Below are 24677 nucleotides of genomic sequence, written 5' to 3' on the forward strand. Positions count from 1 at the left end.
GTTATCCCTGGCCTCCGATGATATGCATAAGACGGTCGACCGGAGCCTGGTTGTTACAGGTTACTATGCCCGGATTAACCGATTTGAATCCCGATTTCTTTGTCGCCTGCCTGCACACGCTCCATAGCTTCGGCTTTCTCGTAACGAACGCTGCTTAGCAAGACGTTCTCGAACAACACCGTCTCGAACGCTTCCAGCGCGCTGCGCAGCTCGCCGTCCACGTCCAGCACGAGATCAATCCGCTTCTCGATCGGCAAATCCAGCTTCTTGCGCGTATCCTGTACGGCGCGGATGACTTCGCGGACATGGCCTTCTTGCACCAGCTCCGGCGTGATGTCGGTGTTGAGCGCAACGGTCAGCTGATAACCCGATGCCGAGGCAAAACCGGCCTTCGCCTGTTTTTCCACCAGCAGCTCGTCAATCGCGATCGTCAACTCCTCACCATCTGCCGCCGCGTAAGCAAGTTCTCCGGCTTTGACTACAGCGGATGTTTGCTCGGACGAAAGCGACTTCAGGTATGCTTGGATCGGTCCGACGTGTTTACCGTACTTCTTGCCGGCGACCTTCAGGTTCAGCTTGAAGGCAAAATCAACGAAGCCGCTGTCGCCGCTTGCGATCGTGATGGTCTTGACGTTGATCTCATCCTTGATGATCGCTTCGTATTCGGCAAGCGCGAAATCGCGGTCGAGCGCGACGATCAGCTCGGAGAGCGGCTGCCGCGTCTTCAGTCCCGTCTCGTTGCGGACGTTGCGAGCCAGCTCGACGATTTGGCGCGCGGTCTCCATGTCCTGCTCGAGCGCGGCGTCGATCGCCGACTCGTCGGCTTTCGGGTAGTCGGTCAGATGCACGCTGCCGCCGCCGCCCAGGTTCGTGTATACGTCGTCCGCCACGAGCGGCGCGAACGGCGCGATCAGCTTGGCGAGCGTCACGAGCACATGCTGCAAGGTCGCGTAGGCATCCAGCTTCTCGTCCGTTAAGCCGCTTCCCCAGAAACGGTCGCGGGAACGGCGGATGTACCAGTTGCTGAGCTCGTCGACATACGCTTCGATCGCTTTGGCCGGGTTGAGGAAGTCGTTCACGGCCAAGCCTTTCTCCACGGTCAGAATCAGGCTGTTCAAGCGCGACACGATCCATCGGTCGAGCTTCGCGTTCGACACGCGAGGAGCCGCAGTCGCCGGATCGTACCCGTCGATCGACGCGTACAGGGCGAAGAACGCGTGCGTGTTCACGATTGTATCGATGACTTTGGACTTGGCCTCCCCTACGATGCCCCGCGAGAAACGCTTGCTGTTCCATGGCGCGCTATCGGCGAGAAGCGCCCAACGGAACGCGTCCGTGCCGTATTCCTCAATGATCTCCCATGGATCGATGACGTTGCCTTTGGATTTGGACATCTTCTGGCCGTTCTCATCGAGAATATGTCCCGTCGAGAGAACCGCTTTATAAGGCGCTTTGCCATTGAACAGCGTCGATACCGCGAGCAAGCTGAAGAACCAGCCGCGCGTCTGGTCGATGCCTTCGCAAATAATGTCCGCCGGATATTGCTCCTCGAACTTGGATGCGTCGCCGAACGGGTAATGCTGCTGAGCGAACGGCATCGAGCCGCTGTCGAACCAGACGTCGATGACTTCGGATGTGCGCGTCATGACGCCGCCTTCGCAATGCGGGCAATTGAGCTTCACGTCGTCCACGTACGGTTTGTGCAGCTCGATATCCTCGGAGATCGGGTGAACCGAGCGCGCTACCAGGTCGGCCCGGCTGTTCGGCGCATGCTCTTGGCCGCAGCTGTCGCACACCCATACGTTGAGCGGCGTTCCCCAATAGCGGTTGCGGCTGATGTTCCAATCCACCAAATCCTCGAGGAACTTGCCGAAACGCCCCTCGCGCAGATGGCCCGGGTACCAGTCCACCGTATTGTTGTTGGCGATCAGCTGATCGCGAACGGCCGTCGTCTTGATGAACCAGCTTTCCGTCGCGTAGTAGATGAGCGGCGTTTTGCAGCGCCAGCAGAACGGGTAGCTGTGCTCGTAACGCTCCTTCGAGAACAACAGGCCGCGCTCGCTGAGCATTTTGACGATCTCAATGTCCGTGTTCGGGTCCTTGACGAAGCGACCGGCCAGGTCGGTCACGACGTCCATGTACTTACCGGCGTTGTCGACCACGTTCAGGAATCCTACCTCGCTCTGGCGGCAAACCTTGTAATCATCATCGCCGTGCGCAGGCGCGATGTGGACGATGCCCGTACCGCTCGATTCGGTGACGAATTCGCCCGGGATGATGCGGTGTCCGTTCTCGACCGTAGCATATTTGAACGGCGGCTCATAAGCCAGACCGATCAGGTCAGCGCCTTTCACCGCGGAAAGCACTTCGTGCTCGCCTTTAAACACGCTCTCGACGAGTCCCTTCGCCACGATATACGTCTCGCCATTCGCCTGCACGCGCACGTAATCGAGCGCCGGGTTGACGGCAAGCGCCACGTTCGCCGGGAGCGTCCACGGCGTCGTCGTCCATGCGAGCACGAACGCGTCTTCGCCCGCCAGCTTGAACTTCGCCGTCGCGCTCAGGTCCTTCACGTCCTCGTAGCCTTGCGCCACTTCGTGCGAGCTAAGCGTCGTTTGGCAGCATGGGCAGTATGGGCTTACGCGGTGGCCGCGGTACAGCAAGCCTTTACCGTGAATCGTCGAAAGGATATTCCATACGCTCTCGATGTAGTTGTTGTCGAGCGTGATGTATGGATCGTCCATGTTCGTCCAGTAGCCGATCGCCTCGGTCAGCTCGCGCCATTGACGCTCGTATTCGAACACGCTGTCCTTGCACTTCTTGATGAAGGCTTCCACGCCGTAGTTCTCGATGTCCTGCTTGCCGGAGATGCCGAGCTGCTTCTCGACGCCCAGCTCGACCGGCAGGCCATGCGTATCCCAACCTGCTTTGCGGACGACCCGGTAACCCGACATCGTCTTGTAGCGGCAGATGAAATCCTTAATGACGCGACCGAGCACGTGCCCGATATGCGGCTTGCCGTTCGCCGTCGGCGGTCCTTCGTAGAAAACGAAATTCGGTCTTCCTTCGCGGTTATCCACCGATTTCTTGAATGTGTCGTCCTGCTTCCACTGCTCCAGTACCCGAAGCTCGCGGGCTCTGGCTTTCTCTTTCACGTCTACGCGCTGCATGATGTACAACTCCTTTGACCATTTTGCTTTCCGGGCATAAAAAAAAGCCCATCCCTAAAAGGGACGAGGCTTGGCTCGCGTTACCACCCTTGTTCCGGCGCGTCTGCACTCGTTAATTATTGACGAGACGCTTGCGCACGGCACCTTAGCAAGAAGACCGCAGTCTTCCGTTCCTTGTAACGGCGGACACCCGGCATCGCTTACTCCCATGCCCGTGGCACGGCTTCGGCGACGCGTCTCGGAGAGGATATTCGGCCACGGCTTGAACGCCGGCTCACAGCAGCTGCCGGCTCTCTGGGGATCAAACCCATTGGCGTACTCGTTCTCGTCATCGACGGTAATTATTATTGTTATTTATACGTTATTCTTCGTCAAAAGTCAATGCGGATTAGCCGCGCGTAAATTCGCCGGCGCCGGCCGCAGGGCCCGCGTCAAGCGAGTCCCAGCCCTCTTGGCTGAGCAAGTCCAGCTGTGCTTCGACCAGCGTGCGGAATCTCGCGCGGTAAATCGAAGCCTGCTTCTTCAGTTCGTCGACTTCAAGCGAGACTTTGCGCGACTTGGAGAGCGATTCGTTGATGATCCGGTCGGCGTTCTTCTCCGCTTCCTTCACGATCAGCTGCGCTTCCTTCTTCGCGTTGTTCTTCACCTCGTCGGCAGCTTCCTGCGCGACGATAATCGTCTTGCTGAGCGTCTCTTCGATATTGCTGAAGTGGTTCAGCTTCTCTTGAAGCGCAAGCGCCTGATTCTGTAATTCCTTGTTCTCCCGAATGAGCGATTCATAATCTTTAATGACCAAATCGAGGAACTCGTTCACTTCGTCTTCGTCGTATCCGCGAAAACTTCTGCTAAATTCCTTGTTATGTATGTCCAACGGCGTAAGCGGCATTGGCGCACCTCCAGAATGTGATGGGCATAAATCCGAATTTTACCTGTAGGATTCGACAGATTCATTCAAATTCCTGCATCTGTCTTATAGATATTTGCCCACGTTGACGCGCTGACGGCCTTTTTTCGTCATCCCTTCGACGCTCAGGATCTTGAATCGACCCAGCCCTTGCATCGAGACGACATCGCCTTCCTTCAGCGGCGTCGACGGATCCTCTTCCACTTTCCAGTTCACGCGGCAGCGTCCCGCCCGGATCGGATCGACGATTTTGGTCCGGCTAATCCGGTGTACGTCGCTGGCGATTCCGTCTAATCGCATCGACGCCACGGATAAGCTCATCGTCTCCAGCTGCGTCTGCGCCGGCTGCAGCCGAGCAAGCGGGAGCAGCTCCGTCAAGACATGGACCCGGTGCACCTGGCGCAAGTGAATGTTGACGTATTCCGCTATCGCTTCGTCCAGCAGACAGTGGCAAAACTCCGGATGCACGTGAAGATCGCCGACCCGGTCTCGTTTAATGCCGAGTCCGAGCAGCGCCCCCAAGTAATCGCCATGATCCAGCTCCAAATGACCTTGCGTGTCGCTCGTAATCTCGAGCAGCGCGATGCCTTCCGGCTCATCGTCCAGAAAACGGTAATCCGGCGCGATCAGCGCCCTGCGCCGCTCCGCGTCCTCGTAGCCTCCGGACAATCGGACGGTCACATCGTACCGGTTAGCAATCGAGCTTACGATCTCGATTTGCCGCGGATCGAGGAAATCCGTTCGTGTCAGCTCGTGACCATGCGCGGCCCGCTCCATCCATTCGACGACGCGATCCACGAACGGACGCTCATCCGGATGAAAATGAACGTAGGCTTCCTGCTTCATACGAACAAATTCGCGATGAACTGCACGATCGCGATAATGCCGTACGTCACGAAATGAAGCGCGAACAAGGCGACGATGGGTGAAATATCGAGCATCCCGCCAATTGGCGGAATAATCCGCCGAAACGGCGTCAAGTACGGCTCGACAAGCTTAGCCAACCATTCGCCGATGAAGCTCTCGCGCGCGTTAGGCAGCCAGGAGAGCAGAATATAACCGATGATCATATATCGATAAATCGTTTCTAGATAATAAATAACTCTTACGACATCTTCCAATCCAAGGTCACCTCATTTTTTTGTAGTCGGCCTCTTCCGTCAGCATTTCCGATATGGTGCCTTGAATATCAACCGAATCCGGCGTGCACAAGAAAATATTCGGGCCCAGCTTCGACATGTTGCCGCCGAGCGCATACACGGTACCGCCCAAGAAATCGACGATCCGTACGGCGATGTCCATTCGAACCCGCTGCAAATTCACGACAACGGAACGGCGGCTCTTCAAATGGTCCGCGATGTCCTGCGCTTCGTCGTAGGACCGCGGTTCATTCAGCACGACACGGACGTTCTTCTGCGAGTGAATGCTGACGACGTTGTTCGCCTTTGCAGTATGTCTACGCGCTTCGAACGGGGTGGTTTCATGTTCCGACTCCTCCTGATCCGCGCGCGCGTCTACCCGCTCCTTCTCGATAATCTCTTCTTCCTCCTGAAGCCCGAGAAAATTCATAAATCTATTAATCATGCTCATTCACGCTCCTCCTCCGGTTAACGGAAGTGTAATAGTCCTTGTTCCCTCATTACCCGTTCTTGCCCACGAGTACCGTGCCGAGCCGCAGCCAATTCGCCCCTTCTTCTACCGCAACCTCGAAATCGCCGGACATCCCCATCGACAGCCCGCGAATGGGCTCGCGGAGCAATGCTTGTCCGTTCAGCGAATCCCGCAGCTCGCGCAGCGCGCGGAAGTAAGGCCGCGATTGTTCCGCCTCCGCATCCAGCGGCGCCATCGTCATTAACCCGACAGGCTGGATATGCCTGCAATCTGCCAATTGACGGGCAAAGGCCGGAAGCGCTTCCGGCGTCAGACCATGCTTGCTTTCTTCTCCGGAGACGTTCACCTGGATGAAGCAGGGCACGACGATGCCCAGCTGCTCCGCCCGTTTGTCGATGGCTTCCGCCAAGGATTCACGGTCCAGGGAATGTATGTATGTGAATTTGCCTATGACGTCCTTCACTTTGTTCGTCTGAAGCGAACCGATAAAATGCCAAATCGCCTGCTCCCCGGCAGCCTCGTATTCCGCGCCGCCATCCCCTGCTCCGCTTATCTCGCGCCACTTCGCGGATGCATCCTGCCAGCGGTTCTCGCCCAGATGGCGAAGTCCCTGCCGAAGCGCTTCCCGGGTCGTGTCCACGCCAACGTATTTCGTGACGGCGATCACCTCAATCTCTTCCCGTTCCCGGCCGCTTCTGCGGCAAGCCTCGACGATCCGGCGCTCTACCGATTCGATCCGCTCTGCCATTGTCATGCGCGTGCTGCACCTCTTCCTAATCCGATCCAACTGGCCATCCGGCCGGTTCGCCCCTGCTCCGTTCGATGCGAATAGAACAGGTCCGTCCGACAGCCGGTACACCACTGTGTTATTTCGATATGGGTCGGCAAAATTCCTGCTTTTATCATAATCTGTCGGTTTATTTCTTTCAAGTCGATCCGCGCCTTGCCCGGTGACGACGGGAGAACAGCCCGCTCCTGGCTGTCTGCCTCCACGATGCCCAGCGCGCTCAGCTCTTCCAACAAAGGCCGGACATGCCGAAGCACGTTCTCGTCCACTTCGTAGCAGCAGCCCCCGATAGAAGGCCCGATCGCAGCCCGAATCTCCGCCGGCTTGCTTCCGAACGCTTCCGTCATCGCTTCCGTCGTCCGGACGGCGATCTCAGCTACTGTTCCTTTCCAGCCCGCGTGGGCGAGCGCGACGGCCTCCCGCTGCGGATCCCAGAAATACAGCGGCACGCAATCGGCATAGAAGGACGCCAGCAAGATGTCCTTCTCGTTCGTCATCAACGCATCGGCATCGCCGATCGCGCTCTCGCGGCTCTCCCGCCCGCGTCCACGGTCTTCTGCCGTCACGCGGTGCACCCGGCTGCCATGCACCTGCTCCGCGCATGTCCACGCTTCGAACGGCCACCCGAGCGCTTCGGCGATCACCTCGCGGTTGCGCACGACGTCTTGGGCGCGATCGCCTACATGCAGACCGACGTTAAGTTCGTTCCATGGCGAGGCGCTGACGCCTCCCATACGGCTGCTGAAGCCTGCCGTTAATCGGTCGTCCGCCTTCATCCAAGACGGCAATAAAAAAAGCGAGGGCGACTTCGCTGCAGTTGTCGATATGAACGGTTCCATCTCTCTCACCTCTTGCCCAGTGTACCATACCGCCCGCATTGCCCGCGAGCACGCCGTTACCGCGCTTCCTTCTCTTCTTCGTCGCCCCGGTAGGCTTTCGCGTCGTCAATGCGCACGAGCACGACGTCCGTCCCGATCTTGACGATGTTGCGCCAAGGGATGACCATGTCGGTTCCGCCGCCGCCAAACAAGCCGAAGAACTTCGTGTAATTCGGCACGACGATGGAATCGATTCGGCCCTGCCGCAGATCCAGCTCCAGATCGCTGATTTGGCCGAGCTTGCGCCCGTCCACGATATTAATGACGTCTTTCGTTTGAAAGTCGGATATTTTCACGCGCCCGTCACCACGCTTCCATGGGGAATATCGGCTTATGCCCGCTTTCTTTTATCATATGTTCCATTTGGGCAATATGTCCTCCCCGCGAGACAAAAAGAAAAGGCGGCATCCGCGGATGCCGGCCTTAAGCTCGCCCTGCCAGGGCTGTTCACGTTTTGACGTGTTTTTGCATTTGCTGGATGGCCGATTTCTCTAACCTCGAAACCTGCGCCTGCGAGATGCCGATCTCGTCGGCGACCTCCATTTGCGTCTTGCCTTCGAAAAACCGCATCGATAAAATCATCTTCTCGCGTTCGTTCAGCTTGTGCATCGCTTCGCGGAGCGCGATTTCCTCGATCCATGACACGTCTTTGTTCTTGTCGTCGCTGATTTGATCCATGACATAGATCGGGTCGCCCCCGTCGTGATAAATCGGTTCAAACAATGAGACCGGGTCTTGAATCGCATCGAGCGCAAACACGACATCTTCCTTCGGGACGTTGAGCGCTTCGGATATTTCGAAGATCGTCGGCTCCCGGGAGTTTTTGTTCGTCAGGCTGTCTCTGACTTGCAGCGCCTTGTACGCGATGTCCCGAAGGCTCCGCGAGACGCGGATCGGGTTATTGTCGCGCAAGTAGCGGCGGATTTCTCCGATGATCATCGGGACGGCATACGTGGAGAATTTGACATTCTGGCTGAGGTCAAAGTTGTCGATCGCCTTCATTAAGCCGATGCAGCCGACCTGGAACAAATCATCGACGAATTCACCGCGATTGTTGAAGCGTTGGATGACGCTGAGCACCAGTCTCAGATTGCCATTGACCAATTTCTCTCTTGCTGCCCATTCGTTGTTCGTTTGAAGCGCGGTAAACAGCTCGCGCATTTCGGCATTGGTGAGAACAGGCAGTTTCGCGGTATCCACTCCACAAATCTCGACTTTGTTTCGGGTCAACGTGATTACCTCCCAAGGAGAAACATTAATGTTCATTATCTCCCCGCCCCCCCAATTTATTCCGAACGCCAAAACGGCCTCCCGTCCATCGTGGCGATGGCGGAAAGCCGTATGAATGCTGTCGTTGTCGGGCGTTGACCGTCTTCGCGGGCCGCCTTTCTTGACAAAATATTTTCGCTCGTTCTCGCGTTTTCATCCTTGTGTTAGACCATTTTGTTGAACTCCTTGCGCAGCCGCTTGATGATCCGTTTCTCCAGTCGAGAGATGTACGATTGCGAGATGCCGAGCAAATCCGCCACATCCTTCTGCGTCTTCTCTTCGCCATCGGCCAAGCCAAAGCGCAGTTCCATGATAATGCGTTCGCGCTCGGTCAATTTATCCAGCGCCTTGTGCAGCAGCTTGCGGTCGACTTCTTCCTCGATGCCCCGGTAGATCGTATCGTTCTCCGTGCCGAGCACGTCGGAGAGCAGCAGCTCGTTGCCGTCCCAATCGATGTTAAGCGGTTCGTCGAAGGATACTTCCGTTCTCGTCTTGCTATTGCGCCGCAAATACATGAGAATCTCGTTCTCGATGCACCGGGAGGCGTAGGTGGCCAGCTTGATCTTCTTCTCGGGATCGAAGGTATTGACCGCCTTGATGAGGCCGATGGCACCGATCGAAACCAAGTCCTCGATATGAATGCCGGTATTCTCGAACTTCCGGGCGATGTAGACAACTAGACGCAGATTGCGTTCGATGAGCATGGCTCGAATCGCCGTATCCCCCGATGGCAGCTTCTCCAGCAGGTATTCTTCCTCTTCCCGGGTGAGCGGCGGCGGCAGCGCCTCGCTTCCGCCTATATAATAAATTTCTTCGCTCTTCAGGCCGAATAAAAACAAAACGCGATAATAATATAACTGCAGGATCAATTTCCATTTGACGAGCATGGTGCTCCATCCCTCCCCGAAGTACTGTGGCTAAAGTGCAGACGCGCTCGGTTATCCGAGCAGTGACGGATGGATAATTGCCTGGTAGGCCCCATCTGCGACTAATTTGCCGGCGTCCAGGCCGACTAACACCTTGGTCGATTCAAAGGTTTCTCCCTCGCGTTCGATGACGACGAGATCGGGCTTGAGCGCCAGCATGAACTGCGCACCGCGGTTCACGCCCCGGAAAGGAACAAGCCGGAGCCGGTCCTGCCATTCGAAGACGTCGCCGCTCATTCGCGCGATCAGTTTATCGACCTGCGCTTCCCGAATGCCCTTCATCCAGGAATCCGGCAAATCATCCTGCCACAGCGAGGCTTCCATGACCATGACCGGTGTCCGCGTCAGGGGCTCGTAGAGCTGATTGCCCGTATCGATCAAACCCACGCATTGCTGCCGTCGTCCGCCGATCGTGACGGTCACGCTGGCCAGATGCTGCTGAACGAGCGCCTTCTCCTTGCGAAAGGTGATCACCGATCGCAGCACATAGAGCGATACGCAGGCAACGCTGAACACGAACACCGCGGCGACTTTGATTTCCGGCTGCGCCGAGCCCGCCAGAAACCCAAGCACATGACGGTAGCTGCTGCCGGCATCCATCAATAAATAGTGTAGTCCGTAGACCGCGCCGCCCGCCGCGAAATTCACCATATAAAACGAGCCGATCAGCCGCATGAACGTCTGCAGGCTGCCGTAGCCGAACGCGATCAGCAGCATGGCCAGCGAGAAAAGCACCTTGACGGGAACCGAAAGCATCACATCCAACTGAGGAAACAGCACGACGGCCGCATAGAGAGCGCCGCACGACGCGCCAAGCAATGTCCGCCACCACGAAGCTTTAACCCCTCGTATCCAGGCTGTCATCAGCAAAGCCCCGCCGTTAAACAACAAGTTCACCATGAAATACACGTCAATATAAACAGGAGCCAGGGCGTTCACCTTCCTGCCAAACAGGCCCTTGGTTGCCGCTTCTGCGCCACGCTAGGAAGGTGGGGCGGCTTGTGTCTAGTATAGTTAAAGCCTATTACAATGTCTGTCTAAACATGCCGTCAGGAGCGATCTTTTTTTGTCGAGGTAGAAGCCCGCGATCATGCCAAAGACCGGACAAGCATGGACGCCGCATTTCCACAGCCTGCGCGGCGTTCGCTTGCATGGCGTGCGGTTGATGCCTTGTCCGTCGGCGCTCGGATCGTGTCTGACCCTCTCGAATTAAGCGGGTGTCCCCCCGATAATCTGACAGATGGCCGCGCGAAAGCGAGCCTGGCGCGAGTCTTGAAGCGATATTCGCGCGCTTGTCTTGCTAGAGTCTCTCAATAGCTGGACACGTTCGCGGAACACAAAAAACGCTCCCTCTTAAGAGGGAGCGTTCATCCTACCACGCTATGCTACGAGCATACTGCGGATCCTAGGTTTAGCGATCGTTGTTGCGGCGGTTGCGCAGGAAAGCCGGGATGTCCAGCTGGTCGCTCGATACGGAGCCGCTGCCGCTGAACGGCTTCGGCGCCGCTGTGCCTGCGGACGCGCCACGGGCATCCGCTGCCGGCTCGGCTGCCGTCTGGGCGCCTGGAGCGCGGCGGATCGGAGCCGCATTGCGGTGTTCGAAGCCGGTCGCGATAACCGTGACTTTAATGTCTTCTTTCAAGCTCTCGTCGATGCTCGCGCCGAAAATCATGTTGACTTCTGGATCGGAAGCGGAAATGACGATCTCTGCCGCTTCGTTCACTTCGTACAGGGACAGGTTCGCGCCGCCCGTGATGTTCATGATAATGCCGCGCGCGCCGTCGATAGATGTCTCGAGCAGCGGGCTCTGAATCGCTTTGCGCGCTGCTTCCGCTGCGCGGTTCTCGCCGGTCGCCGACCCGATGCCCATCAGGGCCGAGCCGCGTTCGGTCATGATCGTCTTGACGTCCGCGAAGTCCAAATTGATCAGACCCGGCACGGCGATCAAGTCGGAGATGCCTTGCACCGCTTGACGAAGCACGTTGTCCGCTTCGCGGAACGCCTCGAGCATCGGCGTCTTCTTATCGACGATCTCAAGCAGACGGTCGTTCGGAATGACGATAAGCGTGTCGACTTTCTCCTTCAGCGCTTCGATGCCGAGCTCGGCTTGTCCAGAACGCTTGCGGCCTTCGAACGTGAACGGACGCGTGACGACGCCTACCGTAAGGGCGCCGCATTCGCGCGCGATCTCGGCGATGACTGGAGCAGCGCCGGTACCCGTGCCGCCACCCATACCTGCCGTTACGAATACCATGTCCGCGCCCTTCAGCGTATTGCTGATCGCCTCGCGGGATTCCTCGGCCGCCTTCTTGCCGACTTCCGGATTGGCGCCAGCGCCGAGCCCGCGCGTCAGCTTATCGCCGATCTGCAGCTTCTGCTCGGAACGCGCCATATGCAAGGCTTGCGCATCCGTGTTCACCGTAATGAATTCCACGCCTTTGACACCGTTCTCGATCATGCGGTTTACCGCGTTGCTGCCGCCGCCGCCAACACCAATGACTTTAATCTGCGCGAGCGTTTCGTTTTCAAAATCAAACTCCAACATTCTATAATTTCCCCCGATCAAATGAATTCGCTAAACATGTTTTTCAGTCGTTCGATCAATCCTGGCTTGGACGATGTGGCGGCAGCCGCCTTGCGCGGCGCGCTCTTCTTAGGAGCTGCACCCGAAGCGCGTATCCCCATATATTTGGAGACGTATTGAATAATGCCTACGCCGCTTGTATACGCTGGGTCTCGAACGCCGATGAAATCGGGGACTGCAATACGGACCGATGATTCCAGCTCGCTCTGCGCGAGCGCCAGTGTGCCGGGCATCGAAACCGACCCGCCCGTCAGCACGTAGCCGTTCACTTTATCGCCATAACCCAGCCGTCTCACTTCCATGCGGATGAGGTGAAAAATCTCCTGCATCCTCGGCTCGATGATATTCGCCAAATCCACCTGCGTGAATTCTTTCTCGACATTGCTGCCCATGCGCATCACTTTGAACTTCTGATCCTCGGCCGCGTCGCCGACCATGGCGCAGCCGAATTTCAGCTTGATCTTCTCCGCGTGCTCCGTCTGCGTGCGCAGACCATAGGAGATATCGCTCGTCACGTATTCGCCGCCGATCGGAAGCGTCGACGTTGCCGCCAGACTTCCGCCGTCGAAGATGGCGATCGTACAGGAGCCAGCGCCGATATCGGCCAGCACCGTGCCCATCATCTTCTCGTCCTTCGTCAGCGACATCTGGCCGGAAGCTAGCGACATCAATACGATGCCGGCGATCTTCAGGTCCGCCTTCTCGACGCATCGGACGAGATTGTGGATGGCCGTCTTGGCGCCCGTGACGACGGTTGCCTCGACCTCTAACCGGACGCCGATCATGCCGCTCGGATCCGATATACCTTCCAACCCGTCCACCAAAAACTGCTTTGGCACGAGATTGATAATTTCGCGTTCGGGAGGCAGGGCAACGACCTTCGCGGCTTGAAGCACCCGCTCGATGTCGTCATCGCCAATTTCCCGATCTTCATTCGACACCGCCACTACGCCATGGTTCGTCTGAAGCCCGATATGATTCCCTTGAATGCCCACGTATACGTCGCTTATCTCAATGCCGACCATGCGCTCGGCATGCTCAATCGCGTTGCGAATCGATTGCACGGTCTGGTCAATATCAACGATTGCGCCTTTTCGAATACCTTCCGAGTCGGCAGATCCAACTCCGATGATATTAATGGAACCGTTCGTCACTTCCCCAATAATAGCCCGAACCTTGGATGTACCGATGTCCAAACTGACGATGATGTCGTTGCTGCTCAACCCGCGGCACCTCCGTTTCAACTAATGGATTTCTGTTCTTGATTGATTCATATTGTAAAGTTTATATGAGCGCATTGCGATCTGCTTTCAACCATATTCAACGCGTTTTATATTTTCCCTCTTTTTTCTACATTTTTTTCGGCGCGCGTAAATATTTCCAGCCCGGAAAAGCTTACTCCCGGCGGGTTGAAATCGAATGCAGGATCAGGTCCGCGTAAACTTGCATAACTAAAATTCTATCATTCTTTAGGGCTATTGAGTAGTCTCTTTTTGGTCCGAATCCTCATTTTCCGGCGTTTCCGGATCGAAAGAGACATAACTATCCGCCAGCAGCATCGTCACGACGCCGGGGTTTTGCGACTCTACGACGGCGTTCAGCGTGCCGATCTTCTCTTTCAGCAGCGATACCGCCGTAATGACTTCGAACCGGCTGCGGGTATAAATCTTAATGCGGTCCGGATACGCCTTCGACGGGAGCGGAATGATCTCCGAGAGGTCTGACAGCTGCTCGGCCGGTATTTGCGCCAGAGCAAGCCCTAACTTGCCCTTGTTGGGGTCATCGGCCTTCCAGCCGGTGAGCACCGGCTTGTCGACAACATTGTCGGATCCTGCTGGAATGCTCGTTCCGTTCGACAAAATCGCGGTCAGTTCACCCTTGGCGGACAGCTCGTAGGCGACAGCGGGATGCTCCGTGACCGACACATGGACACGCCCCGGGAACGACTTGGTCACCTTGACGTCCTTGACGGAGGGTAATGCCTTCACCCGGCTTGCGATCGTGCTCTCCATCGTGCCGAAGAATGCATCGCCCGCCTTCACGCCGGCCGCCTCCAGAATGGCGGTCTGGGAATTGAACCGTACGCCTTCCACGGTCACTTCCGATATTTTGCTAATGGAGGAATTAAAGAACAGGACGCTTAATATAACAATAAATAGCAGCACTAGCACGGTCAAAAGCTTCTTGCCGCCGCCTCGCCTGCGGATGGGTTCTTTCAGAACCGGTATTTTCTCTTGCATGGCTTGTCCTCATTTCGCGGGAACGGAAACGGCCGAAAGGCGCCTGCGCCGCCCCCCGTCTTACGGGAGGCGGCAGCGTCTTCCCTGCCGGCCGCGATTTCTCGTTTAGTGAACGGACTGCTTAGGGCAGTGCCGGGTTATTCGCAATCGCCTTCACGCGCGTAATCCGTGCTCCGAGCTGCTCCAACATCGTCTCGATGCCGTCGTAGCCGCGATCGATATGATGGATTTGCTCGACGACGGTCTTGCCTTGCGCGGCCAGCCCCGCGATCACGAGCGCGGCTCCAGCCCTCAAGTCGGTCGCTTCCACCGTCGCCCCGTACAAGCGCGGCACCCCGCGGATAATCGCCGCGTTCAAATCGACCCGGATATCCGCTCCCATGCGGGCCAGCTCATCAACGTGCTTGAAACGGCCCTCGAAGATCGTCTCCTTCATGACGCTGACGCCGTCCGCCAGCGCCAAGAGCACCATGACTTGGGACTGCAAATCGGTCGGGAATGCCGGATACGGGCTCGTCACCACCCGATCGATCGACCTTGGGCGGCTCGCGCTTCCGACCCTAATTATATCACCGTCGACCGCGATTTGAACACCTGCGCGCCGGAGCACGTGTATGAGGGAGGTCAAATGGGCGGGGTGCGTGTTGCGAAGCGTTACGCTGCCCTTCGTCGCCGCCGCGGCCACCATGATCGTGCCGGTCACGATCCGGTCAGGAATGACCGTATACCGGCATGGGGTCAGTTTCTCGACGCCTTCCACCGTAATGGTATCCGTCCCGGCTCCGTTCACTTTGGCTCCCATAGCGTTAAGGAAATGCTGCAAATCTTGAATTTCTGGCTCGCGCGCGGCATTCGTAATCGTCGTGACGCCATCGGCCAGCACGGCGGCCATCATGATATTCTCCGTCGCCCCAACGCTCGGGAAGTCCAGGTGCACGTCGGCTCCCTTCAAACGTTTGGCGTAACAGACAATTCGGCTGCCCTCTTCCACGATGTCGGCGCCAAGCGCCATAAGCCCTTGCAAATGCAAATCGATTTTGCGTTCGCCGATCGCGCAGCCCCCTGGCTGATAGATCGTCACTTCCCCGTAGCGGGCAAGCAGCGGTCCCATTAGAAAAATGGAGGAGCGCATCTGCCGCATTAACGTCTCCGGAATATGCGAGGAGTTCGCCTCCGACGTATCGAGCGTAACCGTCTGGTCTACATGCTCCGCTCTGCACCCGAGATCGCGTAAAATGTTAAGCATGACTTCGATATCGAGCAATCGCGGTACTTGATCGATCATTACTTTCCCCTCTACCAGCATGCTGGCAGCCAAAATCGGCAAAGCGGCATTCTTCGCCCCTTGGATTGCAATGGATCCTGACAGGGGTCTCCCGCCTTCAATCACCAATTTGTCCAATTTATCACCTCCGAGTTACCGCTCACCCACCACCAATACTTCAGGTTTGAGTTGAATGCCATAGCGGGCTTCAACCGTGGACTGAACTTTCGCGATGAGGGTGAGAACGTCCTCAGCCGTCGCTTTCCCGATATTAACGATGAAATTGGCATGCTGCGTGGATACTTCGGCCCCGCCGACGCGGAAGCCCTTGAGTCCCGCCTCTTCGATCAGCCTTGCGGCATGGTCGCCCGGCGGATTGCGGAATACGCTTCCCGCGCTTGGCAGCTGCAGCGGCTGCGTTCGGCGGCGGCGATCCTTATGCGCGGCAAGCGCCGCGGCGATCTCTGTGCGGTCGCCAAGCGCCAGCTTGAACGTCGCCGAGACGACGATTCCAGGCTGCTCCTGAAGCACCGTGTGGCGATAGGAGAACTTCATGTCCTCCGCTCCGTATTGCACCAATTCCCCTGTCTCGAGCACGATATCGGCCGATTGAAAGATACGTGACACATCCGACCCGTGAGCTCCCGCATTCATATAGACGGCGCCGCCTACCGACCCTGGAATCCCCCCTGCAAATTCCAGGCCCGACAATCCCTCTTTGCCCGCCAAGACGGACAATTTGATGAAGGAAAAAGCGGCTCCCGCATGAACCAGCGTTCCATCGAACTTCGCATAATCGAATTCTTTGCCCGGCTGGATGACGACCCCGCGGATCCCCTTATCGCTGACGAGCATGTTGGAGCCTCTTCCGAGGTTGGTCCATGTCATGTCGTGTTTACGCAGCAGCTTGATGACCCGAATCAGCTGCTCCGTCGTATGCGGAACAATAAGCACGTCGGCCGGCCCGCCGATTTTCCACGTCGTGTAGCTGGCCAGCGGTTTATTGAAATGCACATCTCCGGCTTCCGTTTGCCCAAGTTCCGTTATGAACTGCTCCATCTGTCGTACCTCCTTATGCTCCGGCGATTGTCGCGAGGACTTCGCGAATCGTCCACCCTAGGCGGAAGGCGCCAAACTTCCGAAGCGGCCCCTGCCGGGTGACGGTCACGATTATGAAGTATTCTATGCCCTCTCACACGGGTGTGTGACAATCGCCCATTTCCATTGCTTTTCGTATATTCGCCAACTTGCGAATCTCGCTGACGAGCAGCGCGGCCGAACGCGGCTCGCCCATTTCCAGGGCTGCCGCTCCCATGCGCGCCAACCGGTCGCCATCCTGAAGAAGGGCTTGCAGACGCGCGAACAGGTCTGCACCGTTTAACTCCCGTTCGGCGACCATCTCGGCGGCCCCCGCCTCGACCATGCTGCTGGCGTTCGCGATCTGGCGGTGATTCGCCGAGTTCGGCGACGGGACCAGGATGGCCGGTATGCCAAGCGCCGTAAGCTCCGCCAGCGCAGAAGCGCCCGACCGGCATACGGCAATCGTCGTCGCCGCCAGCACGTCGGGCATATTATGCAAATACGGCTGCACGTGGATGTAGTTGGAAAGGGCGGGCAGCACCCTTTTCATTCGCGCCATCGTGCCTTCGTAATAGCTTTCTCCCGTTACAAATACAAAATGGACGTTCGGCAGCCGCTGCAGCAGCGGCGCCATGTCCACCATCGCGTCGTTGATCGTCTTCGATCCCCGGCTCCCCCCGTATACCAGCGCAATTACGCTTCCGGGGGGGATGCCAAGTGAAGCGTATCCTTTGATGCGGTTCGCGCACAGCACGTTCGCCGCGCAAGGGTTGCCGGTCGCCAACACCCTGCGCGCGCCCTTGAACGAATCCGCCGAATCCTTGAAGCTGACCGCCACCACGTCCGCATACCGGGATAATGCCGCATTCGCGCGTCCCGGCGCAGCGTTCTGCTCATGAAGCAGCGTAGGTATGCCCAGTTTGGCCGCCGCATAAATAACCGGGCCGCTCACCGAGCCGCCCGTGCCAACGACGACGTCGGGCTTGAATTCGCGCAGCAGCGTCTTGGAACGCCTTACGCCGCGAATGAAACGAATAAGGCCTCGCGCGTGACTTAAGGAAAGCCTTCGCCCGACGCGCACCTCATCCACCGTCTCGAACCGCATGGGCGAAGACGGCACGATGGCGGCCTCCGCGCCCCTCTTCGAACCTATGTATAACACTTCGCTGCCCCGCTCCTCTTCCAGCAGCTGTCTGCCGATCGCGAGCGCCGGATAGACATGGGCGCCGCTCCCCCCGCCGGTCAGTACGATTCGCATGCGATATTCGTCACCTCGAGTATCGGGAAATGTTGAGCAGAATGCCCAGCGCCGTGAGCAGCAGCGTCAGCGAGGAACCGCCGTAGCTGACGAGCGGCAGCGTAATGCCCGTAACCGGCATCATACCTATGACGACGCCAACGTTAATAAAGACTTGCACCGCGATAATGCCGACGATACCGACGGCAAGCAGGCTGCCGAACGAATCGGGCGCGGCCATGGCCGTACGCATCCCCCGCCAGACAAGAATCGCGAACAGCACAATGATCGTCGCGCCGCCGATAAAGCCCAGCTCCTCGGCCACGATCGCGAAGATGAAGTCCGTCTGCGGCTCGGGAAGATAGCTGAACTTCTGCCGGCTCATGCCAAGTCCCAGCCCCACTAATCCGCCAGGTCCTATCGCATATAAGGACTGAATGATTTGGTACCCTGTCCCGAGCGGATCCGACCATGGATCGAGAAAGCCGGTTATTCGCTTCATCCGATACGGCGCCGCCAAAATCAGCCCGACTAAGCCGACGACGCCGATCATCGCGAGCGACCCCAAGTGACGCGTGCGCGCGCCCGACGTATAGATGACGATCAGCGTCGCGCCGACCATGACCGCGGCCGAACCCAAATCCGGCTGCATCATGATCAGACCGAACGCAAGGCCGAGAATGCCGAGCGGCGGCAGCAGCCCTTTCGTAAAGCTGGTCACCATCTGCTGCCGTTCGGACAGCAGCTTCGCCATGAACAGCACCATCGCGAGCTTCATGAACTCCGAAGGCTGTATACCGAACGAACTGATGCCGAGCCAGCTTCGCGCGCCGCCGCGCACGACGCCGACGCCCGGAATGAGGACGATGAGAAGCAGGCCGAAGCAGATGATAAGACCGAGCTTCGCCCATTTCTTCCACACCCAGTAATCCGCGTTCATCGTCAGGAACATGGCGCCGATGCCAAGGGCGGCGAACAGCGACTGCCGCTTGACGTAATAAAACCGGTCGCCGAATTCATGAAAGGCGAGCACCGCGCTCGCGCTATAGACCATGACCAGTCCAAGCGCGAGAATAAGAAAGATGGAGACGATCATCCAGACGTCCGGTGCGGACCTGGCTTTTGCCATAGCGCAAACACCTCTGCAAGCGTAAGTAGGGACAAGCCCCCTACTTACAACGTATGCGCCGTTTGTTTAAAAATGCGCCCCCGGATCTCGTAAGATTGAAACATGTCCCAACTGGCGCAGGCCGGGGAAAGCAGCACGATATCCCCGGGCTCCGCCATGGAGGCGGCCTCGTGCACCGCTAGGCGCAGCGTGGCTTCGGCGTCCTCCTCAGGTTCGACGATTTTGATAGCCGATAAACCCGCGAGCTCCGCGACATGAGCAATTTTGCCCCGCGTCTCGCCGAGGGCGACCACGCCCTTCACCTGCGTGCGCAAATGAGGGACCAGCTCCGCATAGTCCGAGCCCCGGTCGAGACCGCCCGCGATCAGCACGATATTTCCCGGGAAAGCATGCAGGGAGATGATCGTCGCCGCCGCGTTCGTCGCCTTGGCATTATTGTAGTACTTCACGCCGTTCTTCTCCGTCACGAATTCGAGCCGGTGCTCCACGCCACGGAATCCGCGCAGCGGCGCTGCCAATAGATCCGGCTCCGCTCCGGCCGCGATGCAGGCCGCGACGGCCGCGACCGCGTTGGATGCGTTGTGCCGGCCCGGAATGCCCAGCTCATCGACCCCGATAATCGTTAGGTCCTCGCCGCTTTGGTCTACATACCGAATGCGGCGCTTCTCGTCACCGGCCGGATCGGCCAGATCGGATGGGAACGGCGGATCGACGAATACGCCGTAATCCAGGCGCTGCGTGACCGAGAACGGAAGCACCCGTGCGCGAAGCGTCCCGCTAGCCATCAGCTCCCGGCAAACCGGATCGTCGGCATTCAGCACGGCCGTATCCTTGAACGTCTGGTTCGCGAACAGCTTCGCCTTGGAAGCCACGTAGTCGTCCATCCCGCCGTGATAGTCCAGGTGCGTCTCTGAAAGGTTGAGCAGCACCGCGACATGCGGGCGAAACGCCTGCGTGCCTTTCAGCTGGAACGAGCTCAGCTCGGCGACGATCCAGTCGTCCGGCCGTGCCGTTAGCGCGACCTCGCTGAGCGGGGTCCCGATATTGCCCGCGACGATCGCGTTCATATCGCACGCCTCCAGCATCTCGCCGATCCACGTCGTCGTCGTCGTTTTGCCGTTCGAGCCTGTTATGCCGATCAACTGCGCGGAAGAGAGCAAATACGCGACTTCCACCTCCGTCACGACGTCCAGCCCAAGCGCCAGCGCCTGCTTGACGGGCGGCGCGGTATACGGGATGCCCGGATTCTTCACGACGAGCGCCGTCTCCGGCGTGATTAAGTCGTCGGGATGTCCCCCGCATAGAACAGAAACACCCAAAGCGTCCAGCTCGTCCGCTTCGGGGCATAATTGACGTTCCTTTTGATCGTTGACCGTGACAATCGCGCCTAATTTATGAAAAAGCTTGGCGACGCTGAGGCCGCTCTTGGCCAAACCCAGCACGACGACGCGCCTGCCTTTGTACGCGGAAGGATGTTCCATGATGTACCCCCAACTCTTCGACATAGTTTATCTCTGGTACGTAAAAGCAAAGAGGCCCCGGGATGTAAAGGACAGTCTCCTTTACCTATTCACCCGCCGCGCCTCTCGCGAAACAGCTTAATCCCCTTATCTGCCGAGCAGGACGCCGATAACCGCCAGCACGATGCCGACCGCCCAGAACGTCGTCACGACCCGCCACTCGTTCCAGCCCGAAAGCTCGAAATGATGATGGATGGGGCTCATTTTGAATATCCGCTTGCCGCGCAGCTTGAACGAGCCGACTTGCAAAATAACCGAGAGCATCTCGATGACGAACACGCCGCCGATTATGACGAGGAGAAACTCGGTTTTGGTCAAAATAGCCACGGCCGCCATGCCGCCCCCGATTCCGAGGGAGCCGGTGTCGCCCATGAATACTTTGGCCGGATGCGCGTTGAAGACGAGGAACCCCAACAGACCGCCAATCATCGCCGCCGAGAATACGGCCGACTCGTGCTCGCTCGCATGCATCGCCAGCAGCGTGAAGGCGCCGAACGCCACCGCGCCGGTGCCGGCCAGCAGGCCGTCGACGCCGTCCGTGAAGTTCACGGCGTTCGTCGTACCGAACAGCATGATAACGACGAGCACGTAATACAGCCAGCCCAACTCAATCACCGTATCGGTTCCCGGAATCGAGACCGCCGTGCTGTGGTGCATCTGGATCAGCAGGACACATACGATGATGGCGAATACAAGCTGTCCGATTAGCTTCTGCAGCGCGGTGAGGCCCAGCGAGCGTTTGAACACGATTTTGATATAATCGTCGAGAAAACCGACGAGCCCGAAGCCGAGCGAGGAGACGAGCAGCACCCAGAACTCCGCGGTTTTGTCGGAAAATTTCAGGAAAGCGAGCAGAACGGCCAGCATGATAATGATGCCGCCCATCGTCGGCGTCCCCTTCTTCTTCAAGTGGCTCTGGGGACCGTCCGTCCGAATTTGCTGGCCGAATTTCATTCTTCGCAGCAGCGGGATGAACAAAGGTCCGAGCAGAACCGCGAGCAAGAATGAAGCGCCGATTGACAGTAGAATGACCTTGATGTCCATGACCTAATTCTCACCTCTTATCCGCGCTGCAGCGCATGTACGACTTCTTCCATGCGCATGCCGCGCGACCCTTTCACTAGTACGAGATCTTCCGGCTCCAGCCTGTCGAGCAGCCATCCGATCAGTTCGTCCTTCGCTTCGAACGCGCGCACGGCGCCGTCCTGCCCGAGGTTGCGCGAAGCGGCCGCGGCCGTGTGCTTCGACAATGGACCGAACGTCAGCACCCGATCGGCTTTGGACGCGGTGATGTAGTCGCCGATGCCGGCATGCAGCGCCTCTTCCTCCGGCCCAAGCTCGAGCATATCGCCCAGCACGAGCCATTTCCGGCGGTACCCCGATAATTGAGCTACCAGATCGATCGCCGCGCGGACCGCCGTCGGGTTCGCATTGTATGCGTCGCTTAGCACAAGCGCGTTGTTATAGGCGCGAACCGGCTCGATTCGCATGCCCGTTAGCGACAGCGCCGCTAAACTGCCCGAAATCCGCTCGGCGGGCACGCCTAGATGGAGACCAGCGGCGATAGCGGCCAGCGCGTTCGACACGTTATGCCGGCCCGGCACCGGGATGGTTATGCCCGGGATATTCACGCCGTTCTTGCCGGCAACATCGAACGCGGAGGTGACGGCTTCCACCTGCACGCCGTCCGCCCGCCATTCGTTCGCCTCGCCGAGTCCGAACGTTTCTTTCCGGATCGTCGTTGGCAAGGCGGCGGCTCCCGCATGCAGCAGCGGCTCATCTCCATTGAACAGAAGCAGTCCGCCCTCGCGCAGGCCGGCCGCGATCTCAAGCTTGGCCTTCGCGATGCCCTCGCGGGATCCCAGCTGAAGCAAGTGGGCATCCCCAATATTCGTAATGATGGCCACGTCAGGCCGGCCGATACGGGTGAGCAGCTCGATCTCGCCGAAACCGCTCATTCCCATCTCGAGCACCGCGGCCTCGACGTCCTCGTCCATCGCGAGCACTGTCAGCGGCAAGCCGATATGGTTGTTGAAGTTGCCGGCCGTCTTATGTACCCGGAACGTGCTCCCGAGCACGGCCGCGATCATATCTTTGGTCGTCGTTTTGCCGTTGCTGCCCGTCACGCCCACGACCCGCACGTTCAACTGCTCGCGGTAGGCGGACGCGAGGCGCTGCAGCGCTTCGAGCGTATCCTCGACCAGCACGAGCGGTGCGTCCGCAAGCTCGGCGGGCACCGGTCTGGATGCTTGCCAGAAGGCGGCACTCGCACCTGCGGCAAGCGCGCCGCGGACGTAATCATGACCGTCGAAATTCTCGCCGGCAAGCGGCACGAACAGCTGACCCGCGCCGACCTTTCGAGAATCCGTGGTCACGCCGGCGATCCTCTCGCCTTGACGACTCTCATGCCGCAGCGTTCCGCCGCTCATGGCCGCTATATCGGCTAACGTTCGTTTTATCACTATGCAAGACTCCTTATCGCTTCTTTGGCCACTTCCCGGTCGTCAAAGTCGTAATTGACGCTGCCGATCGTTTGGTAGGTCTCATGGCCTTTCCCCGCAATCAATACTACATCGTCGGGGCTGGCCATTTCAACCGCTTTTTGGATCGCCGCGCGGCGGTCTTCGATCAGCTCATAGCGCTCGGTTGACACGGAATCGGCTTGCAAACCCGCCTCGATGTCAGCCAAAATCCGCTGCGGATCTTCCGTTCTCGGGTTATCCGAAGTGACCAGGGAGTAGTCCGCGTAGCGAGCCGAAATTTGCCCCATGATCGGCCGCTTCGTCCGATCCCGGTCGCCCCCGCAGCCAAACACGCAAATGACTTTGCCTACGGCGAATTCCTTCACCGCCTTCAGCACGTTCTCCAAGCCGTCCGGCGTATGCGCGTAATCGACGATTACCGCGAACGGCTGGCCCGCCTGCACCGCCTCGACTCGTCCGGGAACGCCCGGCAGCGCTTCGAGACTTGCTTGGATCTGCGCAAGCCCGACGTTCTCGAGCAGCGCGGCCGCAATCGCCGCAAGCGCGTTGTATACGTTGAATTTGCCGGCCATTTTCAGCGTGATATCGATCGAACCCTGGAACGTCTCCACATGAAAGGACGTGCCGTGGGCGGTGATGCGGATGTTGGACGCCCGCACGTCGGCAGGCGCATCGACGCCGTATGTAATCACTTCCGCGGCCGTCATTCTCGCGAACGTCTCGGACGCCGCGTCGTCGGCATTGAGGACCGCGTACGTGCGCTCGCCTTCTTCCGCGCCGTACTCGTTGCCCAGCCGGCTGAACAACAGTCCCTTCGCTTGCGCGTAGCGCTCCATCGACTCATGGTAGTCAAGATGATCCTGGGTCAGGTTCGTGAACACCGCGGTGCGGAATCTGCAGCCCTTCACGCGGCCTTGCTCCAGCGCATGGGACGACACTTCCATCGCGCAGTAATCCGTGCCGGCATCCCGCATCTCGGCCAAATAGCGCTGGAGCTCCAGCGCTTCCGGCGTCGTCCGCGCCATCGGATGGGATTGTCCGGCGAACCGCCGCTCCACGGTGCCAATGACGCCCGGCGCATGACCGGCGTCCTGCAGGATGCGTTCGATCAAATACGTCGTCGTCGTCTTGCCGTTCGTGCCGGTAATGCCGATCAGCTTGACCGATTGGCTCGGCCGGCCGAAGAACGCGTCGGCCAGCACCGCCATCGCAAGGCGCGAGCTCTTCACGACCAATTGCGGCACCGCCAGCTCGAGCTGCCGCTCCACGACGAGCGCCGCCGCTCCCTTCTCCACCGCCTGCGGCGCATAGAGATGACCGTCCTGCGTATGACCGGGCAGACAGATGAAGAGATCCCCCGCTTTCACCGCGCGGGAATCCGTCTGAATGTCCGTAATATCGATATCGGCGCCGCCGGTCAGCCTTGCCGTCCGAAGCAAGCCCGCCAATTGTTCCAATTTCATGCTGCGTTTCCTCCTAAGCTTGGATGAGCCTGGCGCCCGGCGGCCTTCTGCGAAGGCGGCCAGGCGCCGCGCGGCTGCTCCTGTTCCATGCTAATGTTCGTTACCATTATACGCTAATTCGGGATCAATCCT

At 58.5% G+C, this 24677-nt stretch carries 22 protein-coding genes and 1 other annotated feature; all 22 genes read right to left on the reverse strand.

Annotation, left to right across the window (positions count from 1 at the left end; genetic code table 11):
- Nucleotides 1–74: 74 nt before the first annotated feature.
- Nucleotides 75–3170 (reverse strand): isoleucine--tRNA ligase, encoded by a 3096-nt coding sequence (ileS, locus tag ACFSKT_RS09225; protein WP_377722451.1) that lies wholly within the window; start codon nucleotides 3168–3170, stop codon nucleotides 75–77.
- Nucleotides 3171–3226: 56 nt separating this feature from the next.
- Nucleotides 3227–3511, reverse strand: a binding site (T-box leader).
- A gap of 47 nt (nucleotides 3512–3558) precedes the next feature.
- Nucleotides 3559–4056: a DivIVA domain-containing protein gene (locus ACFSKT_RS09230; protein ID WP_377722452.1), complete on the reverse strand. Its 498-nt coding sequence runs from the start codon at nucleotides 4054–4056 to the stop codon at nucleotides 3559–3561.
- Between the two features lie 84 nt (nucleotides 4057–4140).
- Nucleotides 4141–4920, reverse strand: a complete 780-nt coding sequence (locus ACFSKT_RS09235) for a YlmH family RNA-binding protein (protein WP_377722453.1) — start codon at nucleotides 4918–4920, stop codon at nucleotides 4141–4143.
- Nucleotides 4917–5195 (reverse strand): YggT family protein, encoded by a 279-nt coding sequence (locus tag ACFSKT_RS09240; RefSeq protein WP_377722454.1) that lies wholly within the window; start codon nucleotides 5193–5195, stop codon nucleotides 4917–4919. The genes ACFSKT_RS09235 and ACFSKT_RS09240 overlap by 4 nt, the downstream gene beginning before the upstream one ends.
- A gap of 7 nt (nucleotides 5196–5202) precedes the next feature.
- Entirely contained in the window at nucleotides 5203–5664 is a 462-nt protein-coding gene (locus tag ACFSKT_RS09245; protein ID WP_377722455.1) for a cell division protein SepF, read from the reverse strand.
- A 49-nt stretch (nucleotides 5665–5713) separates the two neighbouring features.
- Nucleotides 5714–6439, reverse strand: coding sequence for a YggS family pyridoxal phosphate-dependent enzyme (locus tag ACFSKT_RS09250; RefSeq protein ID WP_377722456.1), 726 nt, complete (start codon nucleotides 6437–6439; stop codon nucleotides 5714–5716).
- Nucleotides 6436–7311, reverse strand: coding sequence for a peptidoglycan editing factor PgeF (pgeF, locus tag ACFSKT_RS09255; protein ID WP_377722457.1), 876 nt, complete (start codon nucleotides 7309–7311; stop codon nucleotides 6436–6438). Before pgeF ends, ACFSKT_RS09250 begins: the two co-directional genes overlap by 4 nt.
- A gap of 56 nt (nucleotides 7312–7367) precedes the next feature.
- Nucleotides 7368–7646, reverse strand: coding sequence for a PRC-barrel domain-containing protein (locus ACFSKT_RS09260; protein WP_377722458.1), 279 nt, complete (start codon nucleotides 7644–7646; stop codon nucleotides 7368–7370).
- Between the two features lie 151 nt (nucleotides 7647–7797).
- Complete coding sequence (sigG, locus tag ACFSKT_RS09265) at nucleotides 7798–8580, reverse strand: RNA polymerase sporulation sigma factor SigG (protein ID WP_183597804.1); 783 nt, start codon at nucleotides 8578–8580, stop codon at nucleotides 7798–7800.
- 203 nt (nucleotides 8581–8783) lie between these two features.
- Nucleotides 8784–9506: an RNA polymerase sporulation sigma factor SigE gene (gene sigE, locus ACFSKT_RS09270; RefSeq protein WP_377491182.1), complete on the reverse strand. Its 723-nt coding sequence runs from the start codon at nucleotides 9504–9506 to the stop codon at nucleotides 8784–8786.
- A gap of 51 nt (nucleotides 9507–9557) precedes the next feature.
- Nucleotides 9558–10484 (reverse strand): sigma-E processing peptidase SpoIIGA, encoded by a 927-nt coding sequence (gene spoIIGA / locus ACFSKT_RS09275; RefSeq protein ID WP_377722459.1) that lies wholly within the window; start codon nucleotides 10482–10484, stop codon nucleotides 9558–9560.
- A gap of 472 nt (nucleotides 10485–10956) precedes the next feature.
- Nucleotides 10957–12090, reverse strand: a complete 1134-nt coding sequence (gene ftsZ / locus ACFSKT_RS09280; RefSeq protein WP_377722460.1) for a cell division protein FtsZ — start codon at nucleotides 12088–12090, stop codon at nucleotides 10957–10959.
- A 17-nt stretch (nucleotides 12091–12107) separates the two neighbouring features.
- Nucleotides 12108–13352, reverse strand: a complete 1245-nt coding sequence (ftsA, locus tag ACFSKT_RS09285; protein ID WP_148928424.1) for a cell division protein FtsA — start codon at nucleotides 13350–13352, stop codon at nucleotides 12108–12110.
- A gap of 252 nt (nucleotides 13353–13604) precedes the next feature.
- Nucleotides 13605–14369 carry a cell division protein FtsQ/DivIB gene (locus ACFSKT_RS09290; RefSeq protein ID WP_377722461.1) on the reverse strand — a complete coding sequence of 255 codons (765 nt, stop codon included), beginning with the start codon at nucleotides 14367–14369 and terminating at the stop codon, nucleotides 13605–13607.
- A 121-nt stretch (nucleotides 14370–14490) separates the two neighbouring features.
- Nucleotides 14491–15771 carry a UDP-N-acetylglucosamine 1-carboxyvinyltransferase gene (murA, locus tag ACFSKT_RS09295; RefSeq protein ID WP_377722462.1) on the reverse strand — a complete coding sequence of 427 codons (1281 nt, stop codon included), beginning with the start codon at nucleotides 15769–15771 and terminating at the stop codon, nucleotides 14491–14493.
- 15 nt (nucleotides 15772–15786) lie between these two features.
- Entirely contained in the window at nucleotides 15787–16692 is a 906-nt protein-coding gene (gene murB / locus ACFSKT_RS09300) for a UDP-N-acetylmuramate dehydrogenase (protein ID WP_377722463.1), read from the reverse strand.
- Between the two features lie 133 nt (nucleotides 16693–16825).
- Nucleotides 16826–17971, reverse strand: coding sequence for an undecaprenyldiphospho-muramoylpentapeptide beta-N-acetylglucosaminyltransferase (gene murG, locus ACFSKT_RS09305; RefSeq protein WP_377722464.1), 1146 nt, complete (start codon nucleotides 17969–17971; stop codon nucleotides 16826–16828).
- Between the two features lie 10 nt (nucleotides 17972–17981).
- A complete protein-coding gene (gene spoVE, locus ACFSKT_RS09310; protein WP_377722465.1) occupies nucleotides 17982–19079 on the reverse strand; it encodes a stage V sporulation protein E in 1098 nt (365 codons plus the stop codon).
- Between the two features lie 44 nt (nucleotides 19080–19123).
- Nucleotides 19124–20560: a UDP-N-acetylmuramoyl-L-alanine--D-glutamate ligase gene (gene murD / locus ACFSKT_RS09315; RefSeq protein ID WP_377722466.1), complete on the reverse strand. Its 1437-nt coding sequence runs from the start codon at nucleotides 20558–20560 to the stop codon at nucleotides 19124–19126.
- Nucleotides 20561–20686: 126 nt separating this feature from the next.
- Nucleotides 20687–21643: a phospho-N-acetylmuramoyl-pentapeptide-transferase gene (gene mraY / locus ACFSKT_RS09320; protein WP_377722467.1), complete on the reverse strand. Its 957-nt coding sequence runs from the start codon at nucleotides 21641–21643 to the stop codon at nucleotides 20687–20689.
- Nucleotides 21644–21660: 17 nt separating this feature from the next.
- The gene (locus ACFSKT_RS09325; RefSeq protein ID WP_377722468.1) at nucleotides 21661–23061 is read right to left on the reverse strand and encodes a UDP-N-acetylmuramoyl-tripeptide--D-alanyl-D-alanine ligase; all 1401 of its coding nucleotides are present in this window, start codon (nucleotides 23059–23061) and stop codon (nucleotides 21661–21663) included.
- Nucleotides 23061–24545 carry a UDP-N-acetylmuramoyl-L-alanyl-D-glutamate--2,6-diaminopimelate ligase gene (locus ACFSKT_RS09330; protein ID WP_377722469.1) on the reverse strand — a complete coding sequence of 495 codons (1485 nt, stop codon included), beginning with the start codon at nucleotides 24543–24545 and terminating at the stop codon, nucleotides 23061–23063. The genes ACFSKT_RS09325 and ACFSKT_RS09330 overlap by 1 nt, the downstream gene beginning before the upstream one ends.
- Nucleotides 24546–24677: the final 132 nt, after the last annotated feature.

Origin of the sequence: Paenibacillus xanthanilyticus, assembly GCF_042682185.1 — a bacterium.
GTDB lineage: Bacteria > Bacillota > Bacilli > Paenibacillales > Paenibacillaceae > Paenibacillus_Z > Paenibacillus_Z xanthanilyticus.